The sequence below is a fragment of the Rhizobium sp. BK060 genome (genome assembly GCF_014193145.1).
Lineage (GTDB): Bacteria > Pseudomonadota > Alphaproteobacteria > Rhizobiales > Rhizobiaceae > Rhizobium.
This window is the reverse complement of record NZ_JACHYW010000002.1, coordinates 335,541-358,610: the sequence shown is the minus strand read 5'-3', so window position 1 is coordinate 358,610 and position 23,070 is coordinate 335,541. Positions and strand designations below refer to the sequence as shown.

Below are 23,070 nucleotides of genomic sequence, written 5' to 3'. Positions count from 1 at the left end.
GCCGAAAGGCTGGAAGTGTGACTGTCCCTCGATCATCACCTGCATCTCAGTGATCCGTTCTCGCAGCGGACGCGACATCTTTCATGCCACCTCCTCAGACAAGAACGATTTTGGCGGCTGCAAGACTTGCGGCACCACTGATGACGCTGTCTTTCAGCGCAGCAATTTCGGACAGAAGATTCTCCGCGGCAAAGCGGCAGAGCGCGATGCGCTTCTCAGCGCCACCATCGGGCGACTGCGCGAGCCCGCCCTTGGCAAGGTAGCAACCGGTCAGGACAAGGCCGAAGAGGCGCTGATAGGGTGTTGCACCGGCCAAAGCCTCGGCCGTCTTGCCATCGCGCAACTGCGCCAACAACCAGTCCGTCGCTTCGCTGAGGTCGGTTGTGGCTGCGTCGAGCCGGTTTGCGGTCGCACCAAAGCCTTCGAGGTTGGAGTGGCGGACCTGGTCGGCAATCTGCTTCAGCTCGGCAATGAGCCCGTGTACCTGCTCGCCGTTGGAAAGCGTCAGCTTGCGGGTGACAAGGTCGATCGCCTGGATGCCGTTGGTGCCTTCGTAGATCGGCGCGATACGTGCATCGCGTAGGTAGCGCGCAGCTCCGGTTTCCTCGATGAAGCCCATGCCGCCGTGCACCTGAATGCCGAGCGAAGCCACGTCGACTCCAACATCGGTGGAAAAGGACTTGGCGATAGGTGTCAGCAGCGCAGCGCGCTCCTGCCAGTGCGGCTTGGCGTCGGTCGCGCGATGCGACATGTCGATGGCGTGCGCGCAGGCGTAGGAAATCGCGCGGGCGCCCTGTGTCAGCGCCTTCATCGTCAGGAGCATACGGGTGACATCCGGGTGCTCGATGATCGGGCTCATACCGCCGCCCGTCCAGCCGGGCGCCTTACCCTGAGTACGCTCCTTCGCATAGGCAATCGCCTTCTGCGTCGCCGCCTCGGCGATTGCCACGCCCTGCATGCCGACGGCAAGCCTGGCGTTGTTCATCATCGTGAACATGCAGGCCAGGCCCTTGTTTTCCTCGCCGACCAGCCAGCCGATCGCACCCTTCCCTTCACCGAACTTGCCATCGCCATAGATCATGGTGCAGGTCGGCGAGCCGTGGATGCCGAGCTTGTGCTCCAGCGAATGGGCAAAGAGATCGTTGCGGGCGCCGAGCGATCCATCCGGATTGACAAGGAACTTCGGCACGAGGAACAGCGAGATGCCCCGCGTTCCGGTCGGTGCATCCGGCAGGCGGGCGAGCACCAGGTGAACGATGTTGTCGGCGGCGTCGTGTTCGCCCCAAGTGATGAAGATTTTCTGGCCGAAGACGCGGTAGGTGCCATCGTCCCGACGCTCCGCGCGGGTCTTGAGCACACCGAGGTCGGAGCCGGCATGCGGCTCCGTCAGGTTCATCGTGCCGGTCCATTCACCGGAAACGAGCTTTGCAAGATATATATTCTTGAGTTCGTCCGAGGCATGGCTGCTGATGGCCTCGATCGCGCCCATGGTGAGTGTCGGGCAGAGCGCGAATGCCATCGATCCGGAATTCCACATCTCGAGCGCCGCGACGTTCAGCATGTGGGGCAGCCCCTGCCCGCCGAACTCCTCAGGTGCGGTCAGGCCGTTCCAGCCGCCGGCAATCCAGTTCTGATAGAGGTCGCGCCAACCATCCGGCGTCACCACCCTGCCATCGACGAGGCGCGAGCCCTGGCGGTCGCCGATTTCGGCGAGCGGTGCCACTTCATCCGTGGCGAACCGCCCTGCTTCGTGAAGGATGGCGTCAACGAGATCTTCGCCGAGATCGCCAAGCAAACCGGCCTCGATTGCACTGCCCAAGCCGGCCACATGCTTCAGTGTAAACGAAATCTGTTCGACGGGCGCCTTGTACATCAGTGATCTCCTCGCATCCATGGCCGCCAAGCGAAACGCCCTTCGACCTCTCCGTGGGCAGAGCTAATTGATTTTTACGTAAACGTCAATTTCAAACTTTCCGGTGGCTATGCGCAGGGAGTAAGGGCTGTCTGCACTATTGTGCACTTGCACAAACCAACCGTCATAGAGAATCTCTAAGGACACAGACCGCCATCGCAAGAGGACCGGCGCACCATGGATACCTTGCCTGCCAACATACCGGGACTCGTGTGGGCCTACCGCTTTCCGCCGGATGGCGGCAGGGCGACACGCCTTGCAAACAGCGCGCCGCAGGCGGAACTCACGAACGGCGGCGGCTTCTACTGGCTGCACCTCAATCTCGCCGATGCCCGCGTTCCCGGCCTGCTCGATACGATCGAGGGCCTGAACGACGATGCCAAGGCGGCGTTGATTACGCGCGACACGCATGCCGCGATCACCGTCGACGAACAGATGCTCTACGGCACGCTCGTGGATTGTCAGCGCGAGTTCGATCACGAGACGGCTGACCTCGGCTGGCTGCATTTTGCGATATCCGATCGCTTCATCATCACCACGCGTCTGCAGCCGCTGCGCAGCATCGAGCGCGCTCGGGCGCTGGTCGAGAAGAACCCGACAAAGTTCGAACGTCCCGTCGACCTGTTCGAGACCCTGGTGATCGAATTCCAGCGCACGCTGCTCTCGATCGTCATGGAGATGACGGATGAACTCAACGTTATCGAGGATTTCGTCTACGACAACACGCCGCGTGACGAACGCCGGCGGCTGGCGCCGGTTAGGCGCACAGTCGTCAGACTGCACAGGCACCTGAGAACGGTTCTCGCCCTGATGCGCCGGGCCGCGGCCTCGCACGACGACGAAATGCCGTTCGGCTTCGAAGACGTCGCGGGACGACTCACAAGCCGTCTCGAAACGGTCGATCACGATATTTATGCCCTGCAGGACCGCGCGCGTCTGCTGCATGAAGAAATCGATTCGAAGCTATCCTCCGAGACCAACCGACACCTCTACATTCTGTCGATCATGACGGCCTTCCTGCTGCCGCCGACGCTGGTGACGGGTTTCTTCGGCATGAACACGACGAACCTGCCCTTTGCCGAAGGCAGCGGAGGGACGGAATACGCGTTCGCCCTCATCATCGCTTCGATCCTGTTGGCCTGGTGGCTGCTGAAGCGCGTTCGCATTCTTTGAATGAAGAAAGCCCGGCATCGATGCCGGGCCTTGAGACGCAAGCCTGTTTCATTCAGTGGTACGGTGAAATGCACTGCTGGCGCGGGCCGTTGTACGGCTGGAAGGTGTTGTCGTAGACGCGATAGGAGCGGTAGCGCGCTTCGCACCAGGCCACGTGGCTCGACGCAAGCGGAGCCGCGGGAGGAGCGACATAGGTCGGCTGCGAGGCGATCGCGCCGCCGATCACTGCGCCGGCACCGAAGGCAGCCAGCGGGAACCAGTATCCATTGTAGTAGCGGTAGCCGTTTCGGTAATAGGGATAGCCGCGGTAGTCGCCATACCAGCCGGGCCGGTAGGCTGGGCGATACATTGGGTAATAACCTAGGCGAGAACCGGGATAGTAGCCCGGCCGGTATCCGGGGCGAAAACCGGGGCGGCAATAGGGGCCGCGGCAATACTGCACATTCTGGACGTCACCAGACTTTTCGACCTGCGGCAAAGCCGGCATCTGCATTGCCTGCGAAGGCACAAGGCCACTGGCGAGCGTCACGAACGATATGGCGGCAATCGCTATCTTCTTAAAAAATCCACTCTTGGAATCTCCGTTCCCAGTTGGAATACGCGCGCATGATAACGCGAAGGCTATGAAACCGTTCCAATGATCCGTTTTCATGCCGTTGATGCGACTTTCCGTTTTTAAGCGATCGCGGATTAACTGGACATTAACCGCCTTTCACCAGGCTCATTCCATGAAGCGATCCTGGAGAAATCTTCTGCTTCGCCTGGTGGTTCCGGCGCTTGTCGTGGGGGCTCCGTCTCAGGCTGCGGCCACGAACATCCCTCCCTGGAAGAACCCCAACAACGCGCTCGTCATCGATGCCTACGAGCTGAACACGATCGATTGGGATTCGCTGCTTTCCGACAAGCGTATCGCCGCCTTTATCTCGAAGGCCTCCGACGGACTTCCGGAAAGCTTCTCCTGCACCGGCGATCATGCCGGGGACACGGTTGCGCATTGCAAGACCATGTGGCGCAAGTATGCGGTGAGCCGCGAGCTCTTTCAGACGCGACGGCTCGTTGCCCGGGCGGCCGGCCTGCTGTGGGGCTCCTATCACCTTGCACGGCCGGGTAATCCGGTCGACCAAGCCAACCATTTCCTCGATTATGCCGACCCCAAGGACGACGAGATGATGGTCCTCGATCTGGAAGGCATCGATCCGCAGCAGTTCATGTCGCTGGAGGACGCGCAGATTTTCGCAGGCCATATCAGGGCGCGAACCGGACGCTATCCGGTTCTTTACACCAATCACAACACTGCCCGTTACATCGCCGCCTACCGCAACGACTATCCGGTGCTGGCGCGCCTGCCGATCTGGTATGCGCGATACAAGCCCGACGTGAAGGGCGTGTTCCCGATGGGAAACTGGGACAACTACCTGATGTGGCAGTTCTCGTCCGGAACGAACTGCAGCAAGCGCCGCTGCCCCTACCGCGTGCCGGGCACCCTGACCGATATCGATGTCAACGTCGCGCCGATGAGCCGGGCGGAGCTCGCAAAGATGTGGGCGCGCGGCAACCTCCTGCCTGCGCGCGAGCCCGACCCGCCGCTCATCCTTGCCAAGATCGAGATGGAGCCGCGCGGAAAGCCTGCCATGGACACCGCCGCCATTGCACCGGACCCTATCGTCACCTCCTCGATACCGCAGAGCGAAGTGGCCCGTACCCGTCGCGACTTCTGAGGAGCCCTCCTCAAAAAAGACCCCGCCTCTAGAAAGCGGGGCCACTTGGGAGGGAGTCCTTTGGATCAGGCGACGACTGAGAGCTTCGCCTGATCGCCCTGCAGGCGATTGACCATGAAGTGTGAATACCATTCGAGGAACTGCATGACGCCGCCCTCGTGCAGCATCGAATAAGGGCCAGGCTCGTAGGCCGGCGAATGGATGCCGAAAGCGTTCTCTTCGACGATACGGCGATCCTGATCGTTGGTTTCGGTCCAGACGTGGGTGAGCTCGGCCAGATCGTAGTCGACGCCCTCGACGGCATCCTTGTGCACAAGCCACTTGGTCGTAACGGCCGTTTCGTTAGCGCTGAGCGGCAGCACGCGGAAGGAGATCGCGTGGTCGCCGAGAATGTGGTTCCAGGTCGTCGGGTAGTGGAACAGCAGCATCGTACCGATGCGATCGATCGTCACGTCCTCCGAAAGAGGCCGCTTGACGGCGCGCTTGCCGGACATGGTGTAGCTCTCGGCATCCTCGATCAAAGGCATGCGGGCCGTGCGGAACTGGCCATCCGGAGAAATCTGGAACTTGCTCGGCAGTCCGGCCGCCTCGCAGCGCGACCAGTGACCGGCGATCTCGGGATCGTCGGCACCACCGTCCGTGCCCGTGACACTCGGCGCTTCAGGGTAAGTACGGCAAAGCTCGGGATGATTGGCCGCGCAGTGATAGCATTCGCGGTTGTTTTCCCAGACGAGCTTCCAGTTGCCCTTTTCGATGATCGTGCTCTGGAAGGCGACCTTTGCCTCGCTCAAATGATGTGGCAGCATGTAAGGAGCCACCATGTCGCGCACCGGCTGGAAATCCGGCGCGTTCTGGGCGAGACAGATGAAGATGTAGCCACCGAAGCTCTCGCAATGAACCGGCTTCAGGCCGTAGCCGCTCTTGTCGAAATCATCGCCCATGTGGCGAGCGAAGGCGAGCTTGCCATCGAGATCGTAGGCCCACTGGTGATAGGGGCAGACGAGGCGAACCGAGGAACCGTGCTCCTTGGTGCAGACGCGCGAACCGCGATGGCGACAGCTGTTGTGGAAGGCGCGGATGACGTTGTCGCGGCCGCGAACGATGACGACAGGATAGTCGCCGATCTGAACGGTGAAATAGGCTCCTGGCTTCGGCAACTCGCAGTCATGGCCCATGAACAGCCAATCGCGGTAGTAGATCATTTCCATATCGAGCTTGAAGTAGTCCTCGTCGATATAGAAGGGCTGCTCGAGACTGAAGCCTTCCCGCCGGGTCTTGAGTTGCCGCAATACGTTGCTGCGAATATCCATCTGCATATCCTCGTATGGTGGGGCCGCCGCTTGATCGAAGGCGAAAGCCGCCGGAAGCTTCGCTCCCTCTCCGTCAGGAGACTTTCTTGAAAGACATTTAAACACCGCTGGCGCGCGGCGTTTGGTTGTAAAGCGACATTGGCTTCGAAAATGACGACAGGCGACAAAGGAGTGCGGAATCGAACACGGCTCCAACCTACAAATGCTTCATTCTCGGCAAGTAAGGCCAATTACGACATCGACGCAACCCAATTCATGCTTGGGCTCTCAGCCCGGCATCGCCACGGTTATCGCATTTGCGACATGACGGCCAATGAACTAGGTCCTCCAATCTGCGGACGGCAATCATGCTTAATCTACCATTAAGCATGATTGCCTATCCTTGCCGCATCAGACATGCATGCGGATATCCACCATGGCGAAGCTTCGCTATTTCGACGCCAGCAACAGCAATGCACGCAGCGCGGCACCGGTCGCCTCGCATTCCGAATTTCTGCGCACGGGAAAGATCACGCGCACCCGGGCGCACTGGCTCGCCGAGGAACGGCGCTACCTCACGCATGACGAAGTCGCGGAGAGGACGGGCCGCAAGCTGGAGACCGCCGGCGCCAGAACGCATCAACATATCAATGGCTTTCACCACTCGATCCAGTTTCCAAAGATGCTGTTTCATCGGACGCTGGAGGACAGCCCGCATCTCGGCTACTGCCATGTGACGGCGGCGCGGACGAAATTCGCCCGCTACGAGGAAGTCAGCTGGGCGTTCTACATCGCGAATTTCTACGCCGACATCGGCGACAACGACAATTTCTTCCAGAAGATCGATGTCAAGTATTCGCGCATGTACTTCGCCGTCGCCATTAAGCCGGGCGAACATACACCCGAAAAGATGACGATCGACCGCTCGGTGCGGGGCAACGGCCTGCTCTTCCGGACCGACGATCCGCAAATCGCCATCAAGAATGTGCTGCTGCTTGGCGCACGCAACGAGCAGCTGCGCGAGATCATTCGCCAGCTCTGATCGGCATCATCGGCCCGCTCTGATATTGATCCAATCGCCGGGAAGGCATAAGGACTGCCGGACAGCAATCCGGACAGCGCATGGCACGATCGATCGACATCACAAAGGACAGGCAGCAGGCTATCGAAGCCGGTTGTGCGGTACTTGGCGACGGATTCCCGATCGCAATCCCGACGGAGACCGTCTACGGGCTCGCCGCCGATGCCACCAATCCGGTTGCGATCGCCCATATTTACGAGACCAAGGGCCGCCCGCGCTTCAACCCGCTCATCTGCCACATGGCCGATCTTGCCATGGCCGAAAGACACGCGGAGTTTGACCCCGTTTCGCGCGCGCTGGCCGAAGCCTTCTGGCCCGGCCCGCTCACGCTCGTGCTCCCGCTGAAACCCGAGAGCGCCATTCATTCGCTGGCAACTGCGGGTCTCGATACCGTCGGCATCCGCGTGCCGAAGGGGTTTGCAGGCGAATTGATCCGCGCCTTCGGGCGGCCGCTCGCCGCGCCCAGCGCCAATACGTCGGGCAAGATCAGTGCAACGAGCGCTGCCCATGTCGACGCCGATCTCGGCGAGCGCATCAAGCTGATCCTCGATGCCGGCGCCAGCACCGTCGGTGTCGAGTCCACGATCGTCAAGGTCCAGGGCGGCAAAGTCCGGCTCCTTAGACCAGGCGGGTTGCCGGCCTCCGAGATCGAACGCGTGGCCGGTCAGAAGCTTCTGAGATCTCGGAAGGCGTCTGCTGCCATCGAGGCGCCAGGGATGTTGGCGTCCCACTATGCGCCTGGCGCAAGTGTCCGCTTGGACGCGACGCATGTCGATTCCACCGAGGCATTAATTGCCTTCGGCAAGACCTCCGTTGCCGGCGCCGATGATGCAAAGATCGTGCTCAATCTCAGCCGCGACGGGGATCTTGCCGAGGCAGCGGCCAATCTGTTCGACTATATGAAGAAGGCCGATGCCAGCGGCGCCTCGACGATCGCCTTTTCAGCCATCCCCGACGAAGGACTTGGCGAGGCAATTAACGACCGGCTGCGCCGCGCTGCCGCGCCACGCGAATAGCGAAAAGGACCACGTTTCGATGAGCAGCGTTTCTCCCGAACTTCTCGACCGCTTCGCCGCCATCGTCGGCGAGAAACACGCGCTTCGCAGCGAGGCGGATCTCGCGCCGCATCTCATCGAAAACCGCGGCCTTTACCATGGCTCCTCGCCTCTCCTTCTGAAGCCCGGCTCCGTCGAAGAAGTGTCGGCGATCCTGAAGCTCGCAACCGAGACCGGAACTGCCGTCGTGCCGCAAACGGGCAACACGGGTCTCGTCGGCGGCCAGACGCCGCGCGAGGGCAAGTCCGACATCATAATTTCGCTCGAGCGCATGAACAAGGTTCGGGATGTCGATCCGGTAGCCAACATTCTGGTCGCCGATGGCGGCGCGATCCTCGCAGACGTGCAGATGGCCGCAGAGGCGCACGGCAGGCTATTTCCGTTGTCGCTTGGCTCCGAGGGCTCGTGCCGGATCGGCGGCAATCTCTCGACGAATGCCGGCGGTACCGCCGTGCTTGCCTATGGCAACATGCGCCAGCTCTGCCTCGGCCTCGAGGTCGTGCTGCCCACCGGCGAAATCTGGAACGGACTACGTCGCCTCAAGAAGGACAACACCGGCTACGATCTGCGCGACCTCTTCATCGGCGCTGAAGGCACGCTCGGCATCATCACCGGCGCAGTGCTGAAGCTCTTTCCGCAACCGCTTGGCAAGCAGGTCGCGTTCGCGGGCCTTAACTCGGTCGAGGATGCCCTTGCGTTCTTCAACCTGGCGTCCAGCCTTTGCGGCTCCTCGCTGACGGGCTTTGAGCTGATGCCACGCTTCGGCGTCGAGATTACCGCCCGCAACATCGAGGGCGTGCGCGATCCGCTGGAATCGACGCATCCCTGGTATGTCCTAGTCGATATTTCCACGTCCGATTCGGCCGAGACCGCCGAGCGAATGATGACGGCACTGCTTGAGCAGGGCTTCGAAGCCGGGTTGGTTCAGGACGCGGCGGTCGCCTCTTCGGTCGCGCAACAGAAGGCGCTCTGGCATATGCGCGAAAGCATGTCGGACGCACAGAAGCCGGAAGGCGGATCGATCAAGCATGACGTTTCCGTGCCGGTTTCGGCAATCCCGGCCTTCATGCGCGAGGCCGGCGAAGCGGTGATGGCCGCGATGCCCGGCGCCCGCATCTGCGCCTTCGGCCATATGGGCGACGGCAATATTCACTACAACATTTCCCAGCCGATCGGTGCAGACAAGCAGGCCTTTCTGGCGCGCTGGCGCGAGATGAACCACGTCGTCCATGGCTTCGTGCTGGCGCATGGCGGATCGATTTCGGCCGAGCATGGGATCGGTCAGCTGAAGCGCGATGAACTGGCTTCGATCCGCCCGGCGATCGAAATGGACCTGATGCGCAGGATCAAGCGCGCCTTCGACCCGGCCGGCATCATGAACCCTGGCAAGGTCGTCAGCGTCGATTAGAGGTATTCGAGATCGTCAGCTCGACGTGCCGCCGGTCAGAATCGTCAGTGCGGGCGAATTGCTGGAGCTGTTTTGCAGATCGTACATAGCGGTGAAGCGCTTCATCAGCTTGTCGACTTTCTTCGAATCCTGAAGATCGTCGAGATTCACGAACTTCTTCAGAAGATCGACCTGCTTTTCGACATCCATGCTCGAAATGCCGCTCGGCAGGCTATAGGTGGTCGTGATCACCTGGAACAGCGCCTTGTCCCCGAGGATGGTGTAGAGCGAGGTTATGTCGGGCGCCTTGCGGGCAAAATAGAGAGCAAGGCGAACGCCGTCATTGCTTTCACCCTGCTGCGTTTCGAGGGTCTGCTGGAGATAGCTCTGCTGCGTGCGATCCTCGGCGCCGACGTTCTGGACCGCGCCGATCTTGGCGCGGGTCAGGTCGCCCTCGGTATCGAAATTGAAGTCGGCGACGATTTCCTTGAGCTTCGAATCTGCCTTTGTGTTCAGATAGCTCTTCGGATCGGACGGGTCAGACGTGAAGATCTTCCGCAAGGTCTCCTCGTCGTATTTCGTGGGGTCGAGACCGTTCGCCTTCAGCACGAAGCTTGTTAGCTTGTCATTCGTCAGGAAATCGTCGAGCGACTTTACCTCTGCCATGCCCTTGGCGAAATTGTCGACGGCCGTCGTCGCATCCTTCGAGGCCTTGTCCTTGATCGAGCCGTCGCTCATTCCCATGGTGGCACGCGACTTGTAGTTTGTCGCATACTTGGCCATGACGGCAGGAGAGAGAGCCTGCACTTCCGACGTAATCTTGCCGTCGCTGCCGAAATTGAAGGCGCGGACGAGATTCGTGATGCGCTCGTCCTTGAACGAGGCGACATAACTGTTCGGATCATAGGGGTCGCTCTTCAAAAGCTTGCGCAATGTCGAACGCGGCACATCCTGCTCCGTCAGCCCATAGGCGCGCAGCGCCATTTGATAGGGGTCAGGCAGGTCGTCGTTCTTCTTATTCAGATCCGCCGTCGCATTGGAGCGGAGGAAATCATCCACCTTCTTGATGTTGTCGTCGCTCATCCGCTCTTTGTAGTTGGCGACGGCAGCGTCGATGGCCTCTTGCTGTGCATCATCATAACGGACCGCATAGCTGTCGGTCGTGTTCATCTGCTGTTCGGCGCTCTGCGGACCGGAGGCCGCCGCGGCTGATCCGTCCGAGGCGAAGCTGAATGCCTGGTTGACGCTGGTAAAGCCCTGAGCGGAGGCAAAGCTTGGATCAGTCAGAATGCTCTTCAGGTCCGCGTCGCTGGTATCGGCAGGCATCCGATACACCGACTTGATGAGGCTTGTAAGCTTCTGATCCGCGATCAGCTGGTCCACGTTGGAGATGGCGCCTATCTTGCTTTGGAAATAGTCAAGGTTGGCATTGGCGCCGGAATTTGTGGAACGCGCCTGCGCAGTGGTCTGCGCAACGCCTATGTCCGACACTGTGCCATCGGCGAGAAAGTTAAAGGCCGCGGGGACGTTGTCGTAGCCGAGCGTCGAGGCATAGGTCGTGTCCGTGAGCACGCTCTTCAGATCGGCATCGCTCAGCGTCTGCGGCATGCCGTAGGCATCCTTGATGAAGCGCGTCAACCTTGGATCGGCTATCAGATCGTCGACATTCGTAATTGTGACAATCTTGGACTGGTAGTAGCTCGACGCTGCGGACGCCATGTCAGCCATGGCATCGATCTGATCGGAGGTTTGCGCGGTATAGGAGGCAGCGGTGGAATCGATCGTGCCGTCCGCGTTAAAGTTGAACGCGCTGTAGGCTTCACCATAGCCCAACGTATTCGCATAGTTGGAATCGGTCAGCACCAGCTTCAGGGCAGCATTGCTGAGGTCCCCCATGCTGAACGCTGTCTTGATATAGGACGCCAGCCGGCTATCCGCTACTAGGTCGGAGACATTTGTGATCGTTCCGATCTTGGACAGGTAGTAGGCCTTGTTATAGTCGGCGGCCGCCGGCGTCGCGATTGACGGAACAGTCAGATTGTACTGCTCCATTACAGCATTCTTCTGCGCAGTCGTCTGAGCAGCACCACTGACCGTGCCATCGGCGTTGAAATTGAATTGCGCAGCAAGCGCCTTGTATTTGTCGTTGCCGCTGACGTTCACGAAGCTGTTTGGATCGTTGACGTCGCTTGTCAGAACCTGCGTCAGGAAGTCCTTCGAGACGTAGGTCGGGTCAATACCGTAGGCTTTCAGGACATAGGTGCGCACACGACTGTTGCTGACGATGTCGGAAACATCCTGCACTGCGTCGATTGCGTTGCTGTAGTAGTCGGTCTCGGTCGTGGCATTCTTGCTCTCGTCCGCGAAGGACTGTGTGTAGAGACCAATCAGATCGTCTTCCTGGGCGTCGCTCTGCGCATCCGCTGCCGGCGAATTGAAATTGAACGCGGCAGCGAACTCCTTGTATCGCGTATCTGTCAGCTTGTTGGCGAAGCTATCGGCATCGGTGAGATCGCTTTCCAGCACCTTCTTCATGAAGGCCTTGGCGTAAGTCATGTCATCTAGGCCATAGGCCTTCATCGCGTAGCTGTAGAGGCGGTAGTTGCCAAGGAAATCGTCGACGTCTTTGACCTTGTTGATGTTGTCCTTGTAATACTCGGCGTCGCGCTTGACCGTTGCCTGGGCGGCAACCCGATCCAGGCTCTGCTTCATGTTCCCCGACAGTATGTTGTAGGCCATCGAAGCAGAGATCATAACGCGCCCTTTTCCGGCAAAGTCTTCAAAGTATGACAGATTGGTTCTGCGCTATTTTGCGATAAAAAACTTACCCGAGACTTACCCATCCTGCGTTGCAATATGGCACAGCCGGCGTTCACCCTCCGGAAACCTTGCCGGCTTCGGTTTTGATAACCATCCAGGGAGGCAAAGTTTTCTTAACCGCGATTTTTAAGCTGTCCGGAACAGGCGCCGCCTATTGTCGAGCCATAGAGGGCGAAAAGCCCCGAGGAGAAGACCGGAAACCGGCTCTCAGGTAAGACAAGGGTAGAATGAACATGAACAACACCGTTATGAAGCCCGTATGGGCTGGAACGACACTGCGTCTCGATCCGTCTCGCTTTCCCCAGCAGGTCAGCTACGCCATCCACGACTCCTCAAGTGACGTCAGCATAACGATCGACGAACGTGGCGCTATCCTGCGCAAGGTTCTTCCCTCAAGCGGCCTACCGCTTTCGATCGCACTTCCCAAGCGCGCCTTCAAGGGCGTTGCCGCCCGCGCCATTGACCACGGCAACGGCGAAGTGACCGTAACACTGGAGCTTCACCACGAAGATCCGGAGCTCTGCGTACCGCTGCTGGTCGCTCACGACCTCGCGGATATCGCCGCCGATTGGCGCAGCTGGTCGGAAGCCTTCCGCATTCCGATGCTGATGGTCGAGGCCGACGGCGTCGCACGTCCGCTCGAAGAACATCTCGGCGACCTACGCACCAGCGCCTTGAAGCCGCGGCGCCGCCACTCCTACTTCGCCAATCGCCGCCCGCGCTTCCTCGTGCGCCGCACGACCGGAAAGCTCGGCGTCGCCATGAAGATCGAAGGCAAGGAAATTATCGCCCGCAGCTAAGCGGCGCGCCGTTTCAGATTATCAATGCCCGGCCGCTGTGCCGGGCATTGTCGTTTCCGCCTCAGGGCAGGACGAAAAGAAGAGAAAGAAAGAGGCCGAGGAAAATGATCAGACCAACGCGATTGTTGGACTTGAACAATGCCAGGCACTGATCGCCGTCGCTGATATCCAGCGTTACGATTTGCCAGGCAAACAAGCCGGCAGCAATGAGCAGGCCGAGATAGGCAAACAGGCCGACGCCCGCAACCAGGAAGGCGCAGAAGGCGAGCACGAGCGTCAGGCCATAGAGACCGACGAGCCACTGTTTCGTCTTGTCGCCGAATAGCCGCGCGGTGGAACGAACGCCGATCAGCTCATCGTCCTCCTTGTCCTGATGGGCATAAATCGTGTCGTAACCGATCGTCCAGACCACCGAGGCGACGTAGAGGAGGATCGGCGCCAGCGAAAGGCTGCCAAAGATCGCCGCCCAACCCATCAAAGCGCCCCAGGAAAAGGCAAGGCCGAGGAAGAATTGCGGCCAGTCCGTGAAGCGCTTGGCAAAGGGATAAAGCGCTACGATGGCGAGCGAAACGACGCCGAGGATGACCGAAAACCAGTTAAGCTGCAGAACGACCAGCAGCCCAACCAGCGCCTGCAGGACGATGAACATCTTGGCCTGCGTGCGCGTCACGCGGCCGGATGGCAGCGGCCGCGAGCGGGTGCGGGCCACTTCCATATCGATTTGGTGATCGACGAGATCGTTATAGGTGCACCCTGCCCCCCGCATCGCAACCGCGCCGATGAAATAAAGTACAAGATGGAAAATCAGCTGGCCGCCGGAAAACTGCCCAATATGGGCGGTCGCATTTGCGGCCATCGCTGCCGACCAGAAACAGGGCCACATCAGGAGCTGCCAGCCAATCGGCCGATCCCACCGCGCAAGCTGCGCATAGGGCCAGAGCCATGGAGGCAGGACCCGATAAACCCAATTGTTCGAAGGCGCATCCGCAACGCGCCCGTTTATTCCGCCGATCTGTTGCATGAAGCCATCTAGCGATCGGTCAAGGTGCGGGTCAAGCCATCATGCGGCCGCAGTGCCAAACTCCGCAGAACCGTGGTCCCCTGAAAGGTAAACGCGGGCAACGACAACTGCGGCATAGCTCACACCGAGCGCCTGAAGAAATGCCGCTGCAGCCGAGATCGCGAGCATGACGACATTCGGTTTCCCATCGACCAACAGCAACGGCGAGGTCCCAAACTGAGACGCAACCACGACAAGCAGTATCGACAGGACCGCCGGCAAAATCATCCCGGCAACGAGCCGACCGGACGTTCGGAAAAATCGTGCTGTGCCGCGCCGGAGAGCATCCACAAGCGTTGTCTCGTGACCGGTGATGCTCGAAGTTGGCCAGGTTCCCAAAAGCGACAATACCAGTGCATAGGCGACATACAGAGCGAAAGCGAACCGCAGCACGCTTACAGATACACCTAACTCCGAGGGCAAAAACATGAATATCGGCAGCGAGATGACGAGCGCTCCGATGAGAAGCGCTACCGTCTTGAGAAAGTAAGGAAACGTTCCTCCGAAGCCCGCGCGCTTTCCGACCTCAGCAAACGGCGCGGAGTAAATGACCGCCCCCTGAACACACATCGCGACATAACTCCACATGAAGCTCGTCGCTCCACTGGACGTTTTGCCCGAGAGTTCATCGAATATCGAAAGGGCCATGATACCAATGACGACAACCACGTACATGGACCAGTTTCTGCCGATAATGTTGAATGTCTCGCGTAGTATCCCGCCCTCCCTCGCGCGTCTATACACGCACTCAATCTGAGTCGGGACTGCTCGTCAAAGTCGTATTTCTAGACACCATTCCATCGTCGGATGACCGGCTCCGTCACATCGTGCTCGTAGCCGAGAACGCTGATGCTTGTCGTGTCCAGGATCAAGCGCGCGCCATTAGCCGGCGGTAGTCCGAGCCAGCGCGCGCCGAGCACGCGCAGGAAATGCGAGCTCGAGAAGATCAGGATGGGCGCATTGGCCTGCCGCAGTCCCGAGATGATCCGATCTGCCCGTGCACCGACATCGCCTGCCGCCTCGCCGCTCGGACACCCATCGCGAAACAGCTGCCAGCCGGGTCGGCTTGCATGGATTTCCTTGGTCGTGATGCCCTCGTAGACGCCGTAGTCCCACTCGGCCAGATCGTCCTTGACGATCGCGCCGGCGCCAAAGCCGGAGAGTTCGCAGGTGTTGCGGGCACGCTGCGACGGGCTGGACCACACGGCGGCGAAGCTCTTGCCCGCAAGGCGCGGACCGAGCTGGCGCGCCGCTTCCTCGCCGTTTGCCGTCAGAGGAATATCGCTGCGGCCGGTATGTCTTCCGGAAAGGCTCCATTCCGTTTCGCCGTGCCGGACGAGATAGATCTCGGGAAACGCACTGCTCATATGTCGGTCTCTTTCCAAGAAAGAAAAGGCGCGGTTGGTGCCGCGCCTTCCCGGTTGATCACAGTATAACCTTTTCGAGCGGCGGACGCGTCGCCTCGAACTCCTTCAGCTTCGCCTCATTCTCCGCAATGTAGTTGCGGTTGTCAGGCGTGGAAAACTGGTTCTTGGAAATCTGGATCTGCATGACGAAGAGTTCGTCCCAGCGGAAGCCGATTTCCGAACCGGCCAGATAGAACTCCCACATGCGGAAGAAGCGCTCATCGTACAGGGCGACGGCTTCCGCCTTGTGGGCGACGAAACGCTCGCGCCAATGGCGGAGCGTTTGGGCGTAGTGAAGCGGCAGCACTTCAACATCGCGCACCAGAAGACCGGCCTTCTCGATCACGGGGATCGTCTCTCCGATCGAGGGAATGTAGCCTTGCGGAAAGATATACTTCTCGATGAAGGCGTTGGTCGCGAAGCTTGGCTTCGGTCGGGCGATGGAATGCAGCAGCATGACGCCGTCATCGGCCAGCAACTCGTGCACTTTCTTGAAGTACTTGTCGAAGTTGCCGATGCCGACATGCTCGAACATGCCGACCGAGACGATGCGATCGAACTTCTGACCGGTCATCGTCCGGTAGTCCTGCAGATCGAAGCGGACACGGTCGGCAAGACCGCGCTGTTTCGAACGCTCGCGCGAGATCTTCAATTGCTCTTCACTAAGCGTGATGCCGGTGACATGAAGGCCGGGCGCGGCTTCGGCCAGATACATACCCATGCCGCCCCAGCCGGAGCCGATCTCAAGCACGCGCTGGTTCGGTTCTAGCAGGAGCTTGGCGGCGATGTGGCGCTTCTTGGCAACCTGTGCCTCCTCCAGGCTGATGCCCGGTGGGTTGTAGTAGGCGCAGGAATACTGCCAATCCTCGTCGAGGAAGAGTTCGAACAGCCTTTCGGACAGATCGTAGTGGTGCGCCACGTTGCGTTTGTTGCGATTGACCGGCAGACGGCTTTTCAACTGTTGAAGAGCGATGCGGCTGATCAGGAGGGCCGCCATCGGGATATCGAAGATTTCGTTGGTGGTGTTCTGTTTCACCATCTCCAGGAAATCGTAGATGCTGCCGCGTTCAAGAATGAACCGGCCCTCCATGTACATTTCGCCGAGCTTTAGGGTGGGGTCGCGGCGGATCAACTTCTCCGCCTCCTCGTCGGCAACGCGAACAACAACCAGATCACCAGTGCCGTCGCCAACTATATGCGTCTCGCCATTGGCGAGAGTGAGCTTCAGATTACCCTTGCGGATGAGTTTTTTGACGATCGATAAGAAAGCCGACGCCATGAACAAGGCCTCGCAATGTGACAGGATAGTCAGATCAACTTAGTATCTCTCATCCGCCTTACAAGCGCCATAATTCGCACCCCGGCGACATGACCTCCGAAGTGTGACATTTTTGCAAATATTACTGCTAAGCGCTTATTTTCGCTTCATGGCCTCGGCCAGTGCAGCTCCAAAGGCACCTTGGCTCTCCGGTTTTGCCGGGGCTGAGCGTCGGTCGTTCTGACCGCGAACCGGCTGATTTCCACGCGACTCGCCACGCGGCGCCGAAGGTTGAGAACCGTCGTCCTTTCTCATCGACAGACCGATGCGCTTGCGCTTCGCATCGACCTCCACGACGCGAACCTTCACGACATCGCCAGCTTTCGCAACTTCGTGAGGATCTTTGACGAAGCGATCGGCGAGCTGGGAAACGTGAACCAATCCGTCCTGATGGACGCCTATGTCGACAAAAGCGCCAAAGGCCGCAACGTTGGTAACCGTGCCTTCCAGCATCATGCCGGGCTTGAGATCCGAGATCTCGTGGACGCCTTCGGCGAAGGTCGCGGTCTTGAAGCTCGGGCGCGGGTCGCGGCCGGGCTTTTCCAACTCGGCGAGAATGTCCTTCACCGTCGGCAGACCGAATTTCTCGTCGATGAACTGCCGCGGATCGACGGCTTTCAGCACCGCGCTGTCGCCCATCAGCGAGCGAAGGTCGCGGCCGCAAGCAGCGACGATCTTCTTGGCGACGCCATAGGCTTCCGGGTGGACCGAGGAGGCGTCGAGCGGCTCCTTGCCATCACGAATGCGCAAGAAGCCGGCGCATTGCTCGAAGGTGCGCTGGCCGAGGCGCGCGACCTTCAGGAGATCGCGGCGCGTCTCGAAGCGGCCTTCGCTGTCGCGGTGCTTGACGATCGCGTCGGCAATCGAGGTACCCAGGCCCGAGACGCGCGACAGCAGCGGCGCGGAGGCAGTGTTGAGATCGACGCCGACGGCATTCACCGCATCTTCGACAACGGCGTCGAGCGAGCGCGACAGCTTTTGTTGGTCGACGTCGTGCTGATACTGGCCGACACCGATCGATTTCGGCTCGATCTTGACGAGCTCCGCCAGTGGATCCTGCAGGCGCCGGGCGATGGAGACGGCACCGCGCAACGAGACGTCGAGGTTGGGGAACTCCAACGCTGCCGTTTCCGAGGCGGAATAGACCGAGGCACCGGCTTCCGAGACGATCACCTTGGTCGGTTTGGCACCCGGCAGCTCGGCGAGCATGTCGGCCACCAGCTTCTCGGTCTCGCGGCTCCCGGTCCCGTTGCCAATCGAGATCAGCTCGACATTGTGCTTGCGGATCAGGGAAGCGAGTTCCAACTGCGCGCCGCGCACGTCGTTTCTCGGCTGAAACGGATAGACGGTGGACGTCGCAACCACCTTGCCGGTCGCATCGGTGACAGCGACCTTGACGCCAGTGCGGATGCCTGGATCGAGGCCCATCGTCGGGCGCGAACCGGCGGGTGCTGCCAGCAGCAGATCCTTGAGGTTGCGGGCGAAGACGTGGATCGCCTCTTCTTCGGCGCGCTCGCGAAGCTCGCGCATCAAGTCGAGCGACAGCGACATGGAGAGCTTGACGCGCCAGGTCCAGCTCGCCACCTCCATCAGCCAGCGGTCGCCGGGGCGGCTCGCTGCGATCTCGTAGGCGGTCGCGATCATGCGCTCGACCGGCTTATTGGGCGAGGCGGCTTCGACATCGGCCTCGATCGTCAGTGTCAGCACTTCCTCGTTCCAGCCGCGCAGCATGGCGAGCGCGCGATGGCCGGGGACAGTGGCCCAGCGTTCGGAATGGTCGAAATAGTCCGAGAACTTCTCGCCTGTCGCCTGCTTGCCGTCCACCACCTTGGCCTTCAGCAAAGCCGCACTGCGCATATGGGCACGCAGCTTGCCGAGGAGGTCCGCATTTTCGGCGATGCCTTCAGCGACGATATCACGCGCGCCTTCGAGTGCCGTCTTCACATCGGGCACATCGGCTGTGATGTAGCCTTCCGCCAGCGTGGCAGGCTCCTTTGAGCGGTCTGCAAGGATTGCTTCCGCCAGCGGCCCGAGGCCACGCTCGCGGGCGATCTCTGCACGGGTGCGGCGCTTTGGCTTATAAGGGAGATAGAGATCTTCCAGCTCGGCCTTGGTGGCGGCACCGGTGATCTTGCGGAGCAGTTCCTCGGTCATCTTGCCCTGGCCGGTGATGGATTCGACGATGGTGTCGCGGCGCGCTTCCAGTTCGCGCAGATAGACCAGCCGCTCCGCCAGATTGCGCAGCTGCGTATCGTCCAACCCGCCCGTCACTTCCTTGCGGTAGCGCGCAATGAAGGGCACGGTCGCGCCCTCGTCGAGCAGCTCGATCGCTGCCTTTGCCTGGTCCGGCCGGGCATTGATTTCGGACGAGATGACAGCGGCGAGCGAGCGGAGGTCAGCGGCCATGAGAATTCCTACGTTTTACAAAAGTTGCGGGACCATAGCGGCGAAAAACGACAAGGCAATGCCCGACGTCCCTATCCACAGCAACATAGCACGGCTGGCAGCCGTTTTTGCGGTTGTGCAGATGCGGCATTCTTTGCTAGCAGAGGCGACCGTTTTTAGCCCCGCCTTTGTGGCGCCTTCCCCAGAGAAGGCAAGGAAAGTGACATGCCAGATCTGCTCCTAGAACTCCGCTCCGAAGAGATCCCGGCCCGCCTGCAGCGCAAGGCTGCCGGCGACCTGAAGAAGCTCGTGACCGATGCGCTTGTCGAGGCAGGACTTTCCTACGAGGGTGTGCGCGAATACTGGACACCGCGCCGGCTAACGCTCGACATCCGCGGCTTGACGGCGCGCTCCGCCGATGTGCGCGAAGAGAAGAAGGGGCCCCGCACAGACGCCAACGAGAAGGCGATCGAAGGCTTCCTGCGCGGCGCCGGCCTTTCTTCCATTTCCGAGGCGCAGGTTCAGAGCGATCCGAAGAAGGGCGACTTCTACATCGCCGTTATCTCCAAGCCGGGCCGCGCCGCCGAAGAGATTATCAGCGATGTCATGCCTGGGATCATCCGCGATTTCCCCTGGCCGAAGCCGATGCGCTGGGGCGCGGCCTCTGCTCAGCCCGGCTCGCTGCGCTGGGTCCGTCCGTTGCAGTCGATTATCTGCACCTTCGGCACAGAGCACGAGGAAACGGCCGTCGTTCCGTTTTCAATCGACGGCATCGTTGCCTCAAACGTGACCTATGGTCATCGCTTCCATGCGCCTGAGGCCATCACCGTCAAGCGCTTCGACGACTACGTCGCCAATCTCGAAAAGGCGAAAGTCATTCTCGACGCCGATCGCCGCAAGGACATCATCCTGCACGATGCCCGCGACATCGCCTTTGCGAGCGGCCTGGAACTGGTCGAGGACGAGGGGCTGCTGGAAGAGGTCTCCGGCCTCGTCGAGTGGCCGCTGGTGCTGATGGGAAGCTTCGAGGAAGATTACCTCTCGATCCCGGCCGATATCATCCGGCTCACCATCAAGACGAACCAGAAGTGCTTCGTGACGCGCCCAGTCGGCGGCGACACGCTTTCCAGCAAGTTCATCCTCGTTTCGAACATCCAGGCGAGCGACGGCGGCAAGGAGATCATCCACGGCAACGGCAAGGTCGTACGCGCTCGCCTTTCCGACGCGCTGCACTTCTGGAAGCGCGACCAGGGCGATCTGCCGGATCTGGAAACGCTGGAGGCTTCGGCCGCAAAGTTCAACCTCGACCTTTCCAAGCCGCTCGACCAGCGCATGGCCAAGCTCGACGCGCTCAACGTGACGTTCCATGCCAAGCTTGGAACGCAGGGCGCGCGCGTGGAGCGCATTCGCGCACTGGCGGCCAAGCTCGTGATGCAGATCGGCGCCGACTACAAGCTGGTCGACCGGGCAGCAGTGCTTGCCAAGGCGGATCTTCGCACTGAGGCGGTTGGCGAGTTTCCGGAACTGCAGGGCCTGATGGGCCGCCGCTATGCGGCACTCCAGGGCGAGGATGCATCGGTGGCAGCAGCGATTGAGGACCACTGGAAGCCGATGGGTCCAACCGACCGCGTTCCGGAGGACAAGGTTGCGATCACTGTCGCGCTCGCCGACAAGCTCGACACGCTGACCGGCTTCTGGGCCATCGACGAGAAGCCGACGGGCTCGAAGGATCCCTTCGCGCTTCGTCGCGCAGCGCTCGGCGTTATCCGCATCCTGCTCGAGCGCAAGGTCCGCATTCCGCTGCTGACGCCGATTGCGTCGCATATCGCGCGGATTGATAGCGATCTCGGCGTGACGAAAGCTGCAAGTACGACGCTCCAAGACGGGGACGACCTTGTCTCACTTGGTGTTGCTGAAAGCGAATCGTCACGCGAACTCGACCTCCTCTCCTTCTTCCATGACCGCCTGAAGGTCTACCTTCGCGATCAGGGCGCGCGCTATGACCTCATCGATGCCGTGGTTACGCTCGAGGCCGACGATCTCTTGATGATTGCCCGTCGCGTCGAGGCGCTGACCGCCTTCATCACGTCGGAGGACGGCAAGAACCTTCTGGTCGGCACCAAGCGCGCCACGCAGATTCTGGCCGCCGAGGAGAAGAAGGGCACGGTGATCGCCGACGGCGTTTCGGAAAACCTGTTCCGGCTCGCCGCTGAGAAGGAGCTCTTCGCCGCGATCAACAAGGCCTCGGCCGAGGCTTCGGCAGCCGTGGACAAGGAAGACTTCCGCTCGGCCATGGAAGCGCTCTCCAGGCTGCGCGCGCCGGTCGACCGCTTCTTCGACGACGTGCTTGTTAACGACGAGGACGCCGCCATTCGCGCCAACCGATTGGCGCTCCTGCGTCTGATCCGCGAGGCAACCGGTACGGTCGCCGACTTCTCGAAAATCTCGGGCTAAGGCGCGCCCGCGCATCTGATGTGACGTGCGGATGGCACCTTAAGATCCGGCGTCATTTGCAGAATTTCCTCCTTGTTCAGATTCTGAACCAAGGATGGAATTCTGCCCGCGTCAGCTCATCACCCCGAGAGTGGCGGCAGCGAGAACGCCGTAACGAACGGTCTTCGCGATAGTCACGAGCAGCAGGAACATCGGGAACGGTTCGCGCAAAACACCGGCAACGATGGTGATGGGATCGCCGATGATCGGCATCCAGCTCAGAAGCAGAGACCACTTGCCATAGCGGTGATACCAGCGCTGCGCTTTGTCGAGCGCAGGCTGGCTGACCGGAAACCAGCGCTTGTCGCGAAATCGTTCGATGCCGACGCCGAGCAGCCAGTTGACGGTCGAGCCGAGAACGTTGCCTGTTGTCGCCACCACGATCAGCGCGAGGACCGGATACTGCCCGGTGAGGACGAGGCCGACGAGGCCGGCTTCCGACTGCATTGGGAAGATCGTTGCTGCCGCAAAAGCCACCAGGAAAAGGCCGGAATAGACCGCAAGATCGGTCATGCCCTGTCCGCGCGAATCCTTCGCTGCACCCTTTTCCCCTTCCTCACGTTTGATGGCGGACTGGAACTATCACGTCCTTGGGGTTATTCCAAAGCCATGGAGAAGATTCTCGTCAGTGCCTGCCTCATGGGCCATCCCGTCCGCTATGACGGCAAATCGAAGCCGCTCGCTCACCCTGCGATAGCGCAGTGGATCGAGGAAGGCAGGCTGGTAACCATCTGTCCCGAGATGTCTGCCGGAATGCCGGTGCCGCGCCCGCCGGCCGAAATCGACGGTGGGGCTGCGGGCGAGGATGTGCTTGCCGGCAACGCCCGCGTCGTCGAGATCACCGGTGGCAATGTGACGGACGAGTTCAGGCAGGCCGCCGAGAACGCCCTGGCGATCGCGACCCAGACCGGCTGCCGCTATGCGCTGCTGATCGACGGCAGCCCTTCTTGTGGCTCGGGCTTCGTCTATGACGGCACGTTCTCCGGGCACAGGCTCGCAGGGAATGGCGTGACAGCGGCGCTCCTGAAGCAGGCCGGCATTGGCGTCTACTCTGATCGCGATATCGAGGCGCTTATCGCGCGGCTCGCTGCGGACGAGGCAACGACGGGCGACTGAAAGACCCGATAGCTCCCCTTACGCAAAACGGCCGCCGAGTCGCTCCGACGGCCGTTT

The 23,070-nt window shown here is 60.5% G+C and carries 18 protein-coding genes; 8 read left to right on the top strand and 10 right to left on the bottom strand.

Going from position 1 to position 23,070, the window contains the following annotated elements; genetic code table 11:
• Positions 1–94 precede the first annotated feature (94 nt).
• Positions 95–1,873 carry an acyl-CoA dehydrogenase gene (locus tag FHT71_RS03875; RefSeq protein ID WP_132588449.1) on the bottom strand — a complete coding sequence of 593 codons (1,779 nt, stop codon included), beginning with the start codon at positions 1,871–1,873 and terminating at the stop codon, positions 95–97.
• A 216-nt stretch (positions 1,874–2,089) separates the two neighbouring features.
• On the opposite strand from FHT71_RS03875, the gene FHT71_RS03870 reads away from it, so the two are divergent.
• Complete coding sequence (locus FHT71_RS03870) at positions 2,090–3,085, top strand: transporter (protein ID WP_007793241.1); 996 nt, start codon at positions 2,090–2,092, stop codon at positions 3,083–3,085.
• A 52-nt stretch (positions 3,086–3,137) separates the two neighbouring features.
• On the opposite strand, the gene FHT71_RS03865 is transcribed toward FHT71_RS03870, so the two are convergent.
• On the bottom strand, positions 3,138–3,572 hold the full coding sequence (locus tag FHT71_RS03865; protein WP_246717942.1) for a BA14K family protein: 435 nt from the start codon (positions 3,570–3,572) through the stop codon (positions 3,138–3,140).
• Positions 3,573–3,813: 241 nt separating this feature from the next.
• Here FHT71_RS03865 and FHT71_RS03860 point away from each other — a divergent pair, with 241 nt between their 5' ends.
• Positions 3,814–4,803, top strand: coding sequence for a GH25 family lysozyme (locus FHT71_RS03860; RefSeq protein WP_132588448.1), 990 nt, complete (start codon positions 3,814–3,816; stop codon positions 4,801–4,803).
• A gap of 65 nt (positions 4,804–4,868) precedes the next feature.
• On the opposite strand, the gene FHT71_RS03855 is transcribed toward FHT71_RS03860, so the two are convergent.
• Positions 4,869–6,113 carry an aromatic ring-hydroxylating dioxygenase subunit alpha gene (locus FHT71_RS03855; RefSeq protein WP_007793249.1) on the bottom strand — a complete coding sequence of 415 codons (1,245 nt, stop codon included), beginning with the start codon at positions 6,111–6,113 and terminating at the stop codon, positions 4,869–4,871.
• 415 nt (positions 6,114–6,528) lie between these two features.
• Here FHT71_RS03855 and FHT71_RS03850 point away from each other — a divergent pair, with 415 nt between their 5' ends.
• The 3 genes from FHT71_RS03850 (at position 6,529) to FHT71_RS03840 (ending at position 9,636) form a co-directional block, all read left to right on the top strand.
• Positions 6,529–7,134 (top strand): DUF6656 family protein, encoded by a 606-nt coding sequence (locus FHT71_RS03850; protein ID WP_132588447.1) that lies wholly within the window; start codon positions 6,529–6,531, stop codon positions 7,132–7,134.
• 80 nt (positions 7,135–7,214) lie between these two features.
• The gene (locus tag FHT71_RS03845) at positions 7,215–8,189 is read left to right on the top strand and encodes an L-threonylcarbamoyladenylate synthase (RefSeq protein ID WP_132588446.1); all 975 of its coding nucleotides are present in this window, start codon (positions 7,215–7,217) and stop codon (positions 8,187–8,189) included.
• A 19-nt stretch (positions 8,190–8,208) separates the two neighbouring features.
• A complete protein-coding gene (locus FHT71_RS03840; RefSeq protein ID WP_183718932.1) occupies positions 8,209–9,636 on the top strand; it encodes an FAD-binding oxidoreductase in 1,428 nt (475 codons plus the stop codon).
• Between the two features lie 15 nt (positions 9,637–9,651).
• Here the strand turns inward: FHT71_RS03840 and FHT71_RS03835 are convergent, their stop codons facing one another.
• Entirely contained in the window at positions 9,652–12,369 is a 2,718-nt protein-coding gene (locus tag FHT71_RS03835; RefSeq protein WP_132588444.1) for a DUF1217 domain-containing protein, read from the bottom strand.
• A 299-nt stretch (positions 12,370–12,668) separates the two neighbouring features.
• Here FHT71_RS03835 and FHT71_RS03830 point away from each other — a divergent pair, with 299 nt between their 5' ends.
• Entirely contained in the window at positions 12,669–13,235 is a 567-nt protein-coding gene (locus FHT71_RS03830; protein ID WP_037082805.1) for a DUF6101 family protein, read from the top strand.
• A 61-nt stretch (positions 13,236–13,296) separates the two neighbouring features.
• On the opposite strand, the gene ubiA is transcribed toward FHT71_RS03830, so the two are convergent.
• From ubiA to FHT71_RS03805, 5 genes are all read right to left on the bottom strand, one after another.
• A complete protein-coding gene (ubiA, locus tag FHT71_RS03825; RefSeq protein ID WP_132588443.1) occupies positions 13,297–14,256 on the bottom strand; it encodes a 4-hydroxybenzoate octaprenyltransferase in 960 nt (319 codons plus the stop codon).
• A 39-nt stretch (positions 14,257–14,295) separates the two neighbouring features.
• The gene (locus FHT71_RS03820) at positions 14,296–14,970 is read right to left on the bottom strand and encodes a hypothetical protein (protein WP_210294052.1); all 675 of its coding nucleotides are present in this window, start codon (positions 14,968–14,970) and stop codon (positions 14,296–14,298) included.
• A gap of 110 nt (positions 14,971–15,080) precedes the next feature.
• Positions 15,081–15,662, bottom strand: a complete 582-nt coding sequence (locus FHT71_RS03815; RefSeq protein WP_183718930.1) for a histidine phosphatase family protein — start codon at positions 15,660–15,662, stop codon at positions 15,081–15,083.
• Positions 15,663–15,720: 58 nt separating this feature from the next.
• On the bottom strand, positions 15,721–16,980 hold the full coding sequence (locus FHT71_RS03810; RefSeq protein WP_132588442.1) for a cyclopropane-fatty-acyl-phospholipid synthase family protein: 1,260 nt from the start codon (positions 16,978–16,980) through the stop codon (positions 15,721–15,723).
• Positions 16,981–17,115: 135 nt separating this feature from the next.
• On the bottom strand, positions 17,116–19,425 hold the full coding sequence (locus FHT71_RS03805; protein WP_132588441.1) for a Tex family protein: 2,310 nt from the start codon (positions 19,423–19,425) through the stop codon (positions 17,116–17,118).
• 204 nt (positions 19,426–19,629) lie between these two features.
• Here FHT71_RS03805 and glyS point away from each other — a divergent pair, with 204 nt between their 5' ends.
• Positions 19,630–21,858 carry a glycine--tRNA ligase subunit beta gene (glyS, locus tag FHT71_RS03800; RefSeq protein ID WP_183718928.1) on the top strand — a complete coding sequence of 743 codons (2,229 nt, stop codon included), beginning with the start codon at positions 19,630–19,632 and terminating at the stop codon, positions 21,856–21,858.
• A gap of 111 nt (positions 21,859–21,969) precedes the next feature.
• On the opposite strand, the gene FHT71_RS03795 is transcribed toward glyS, so the two are convergent.
• The gene (locus tag FHT71_RS03795; RefSeq protein ID WP_132588439.1) at positions 21,970–22,410 is read right to left on the bottom strand and encodes a YqaA family protein; all 441 of its coding nucleotides are present in this window, start codon (positions 22,408–22,410) and stop codon (positions 21,970–21,972) included.
• Between the two features lie 96 nt (positions 22,411–22,506).
• Here FHT71_RS03795 and FHT71_RS03790 point away from each other — a divergent pair, with 96 nt between their 5' ends.
• A complete protein-coding gene (locus FHT71_RS03790; protein ID WP_132588438.1) occupies positions 22,507–23,013 on the top strand; it encodes a DUF523 domain-containing protein in 507 nt (168 codons plus the stop codon).
• Positions 23,014–23,070 lie beyond the last annotated feature (57 nt).

Coding starts and splice junctions, on each gene's coding strand:
- FHT71_RS03875 (WP_132588449.1), bottom strand. CDS start 1,873: ATGTACAAGGCGCCCGTCGAACAGATTTCGTTTACACTGAAGCATGTG.
- FHT71_RS03870 (WP_007793241.1), top strand. CDS start 2,090: ATGGATACCTTGCCTGCCAACATACCGGGACTCGTGTGGGCCTACCGC.
- FHT71_RS03865 (WP_246717942.1), bottom strand. CDS start 3,572: ATGCCGGCTTTGCCGCAGGTCGAAAAGTCTGGTGACGTCCAGAATGTG.
- FHT71_RS03860 (WP_132588448.1), top strand. CDS start 3,814: ATGAAGCGATCCTGGAGAAATCTTCTGCTTCGCCTGGTGGTTCCGGCG.
- FHT71_RS03855 (WP_007793249.1), bottom strand. CDS start 6,113: ATGGATATTCGCAGCAACGTATTGCGGCAACTCAAGACCCGGCGGGAA.
- FHT71_RS03850 (WP_132588447.1), top strand. CDS start 6,529: ATGGCGAAGCTTCGCTATTTCGACGCCAGCAACAGCAATGCACGCAGC.
- FHT71_RS03845 (WP_132588446.1), top strand. CDS start 7,215: ATGGCACGATCGATCGACATCACAAAGGACAGGCAGCAGGCTATCGAA.
- FHT71_RS03840 (WP_183718932.1), top strand. CDS start 8,209: ATGAGCAGCGTTTCTCCCGAACTTCTCGACCGCTTCGCCGCCATCGTC.
- FHT71_RS03835 (WP_132588444.1), bottom strand. CDS start 12,369: ATGATCTCTGCTTCGATGGCCTACAACATACTGTCGGGGAACATGAAG.
- FHT71_RS03830 (WP_037082805.1), top strand. CDS start 12,669: ATGAACAACACCGTTATGAAGCCCGTATGGGCTGGAACGACACTGCGT.
- ubiA (WP_132588443.1), bottom strand. CDS start 14,256: ATGCAACAGATCGGCGGAATAAACGGGCGCGTTGCGGATGCGCCTTCG.
- FHT71_RS03820 (WP_210294052.1), bottom strand. CDS start 14,970: ATGTACGTGGTTGTCGTCATTGGTATCATGGCCCTTTCGATATTCGAT.
- FHT71_RS03815 (WP_183718930.1), bottom strand. CDS start 15,662: ATGAGCAGTGCGTTTCCCGAGATCTATCTCGTCCGGCACGGCGAAACG.
- FHT71_RS03810 (WP_132588442.1), bottom strand. CDS start 16,980: ATGGCGTCGGCTTTCTTATCGATCGTCAAAAAACTCATCCGCAAGGGT.
- FHT71_RS03805 (WP_132588441.1), bottom strand. CDS start 19,425: ATGGCCGCTGACCTCCGCTCGCTCGCCGCTGTCATCTCGTCCGAAATC.
- glyS (WP_183718928.1), top strand. CDS start 19,630: ATGCCAGATCTGCTCCTAGAACTCCGCTCCGAAGAGATCCCGGCCCGC.
- FHT71_RS03795 (WP_132588439.1), bottom strand. CDS start 22,410: ATGACCGATCTTGCGGTCTATTCCGGCCTTTTCCTGGTGGCTTTTGCG.
- FHT71_RS03790 (WP_132588438.1), top strand. CDS start 22,507: ATGGAGAAGATTCTCGTCAGTGCCTGCCTCATGGGCCATCCCGTCCGC.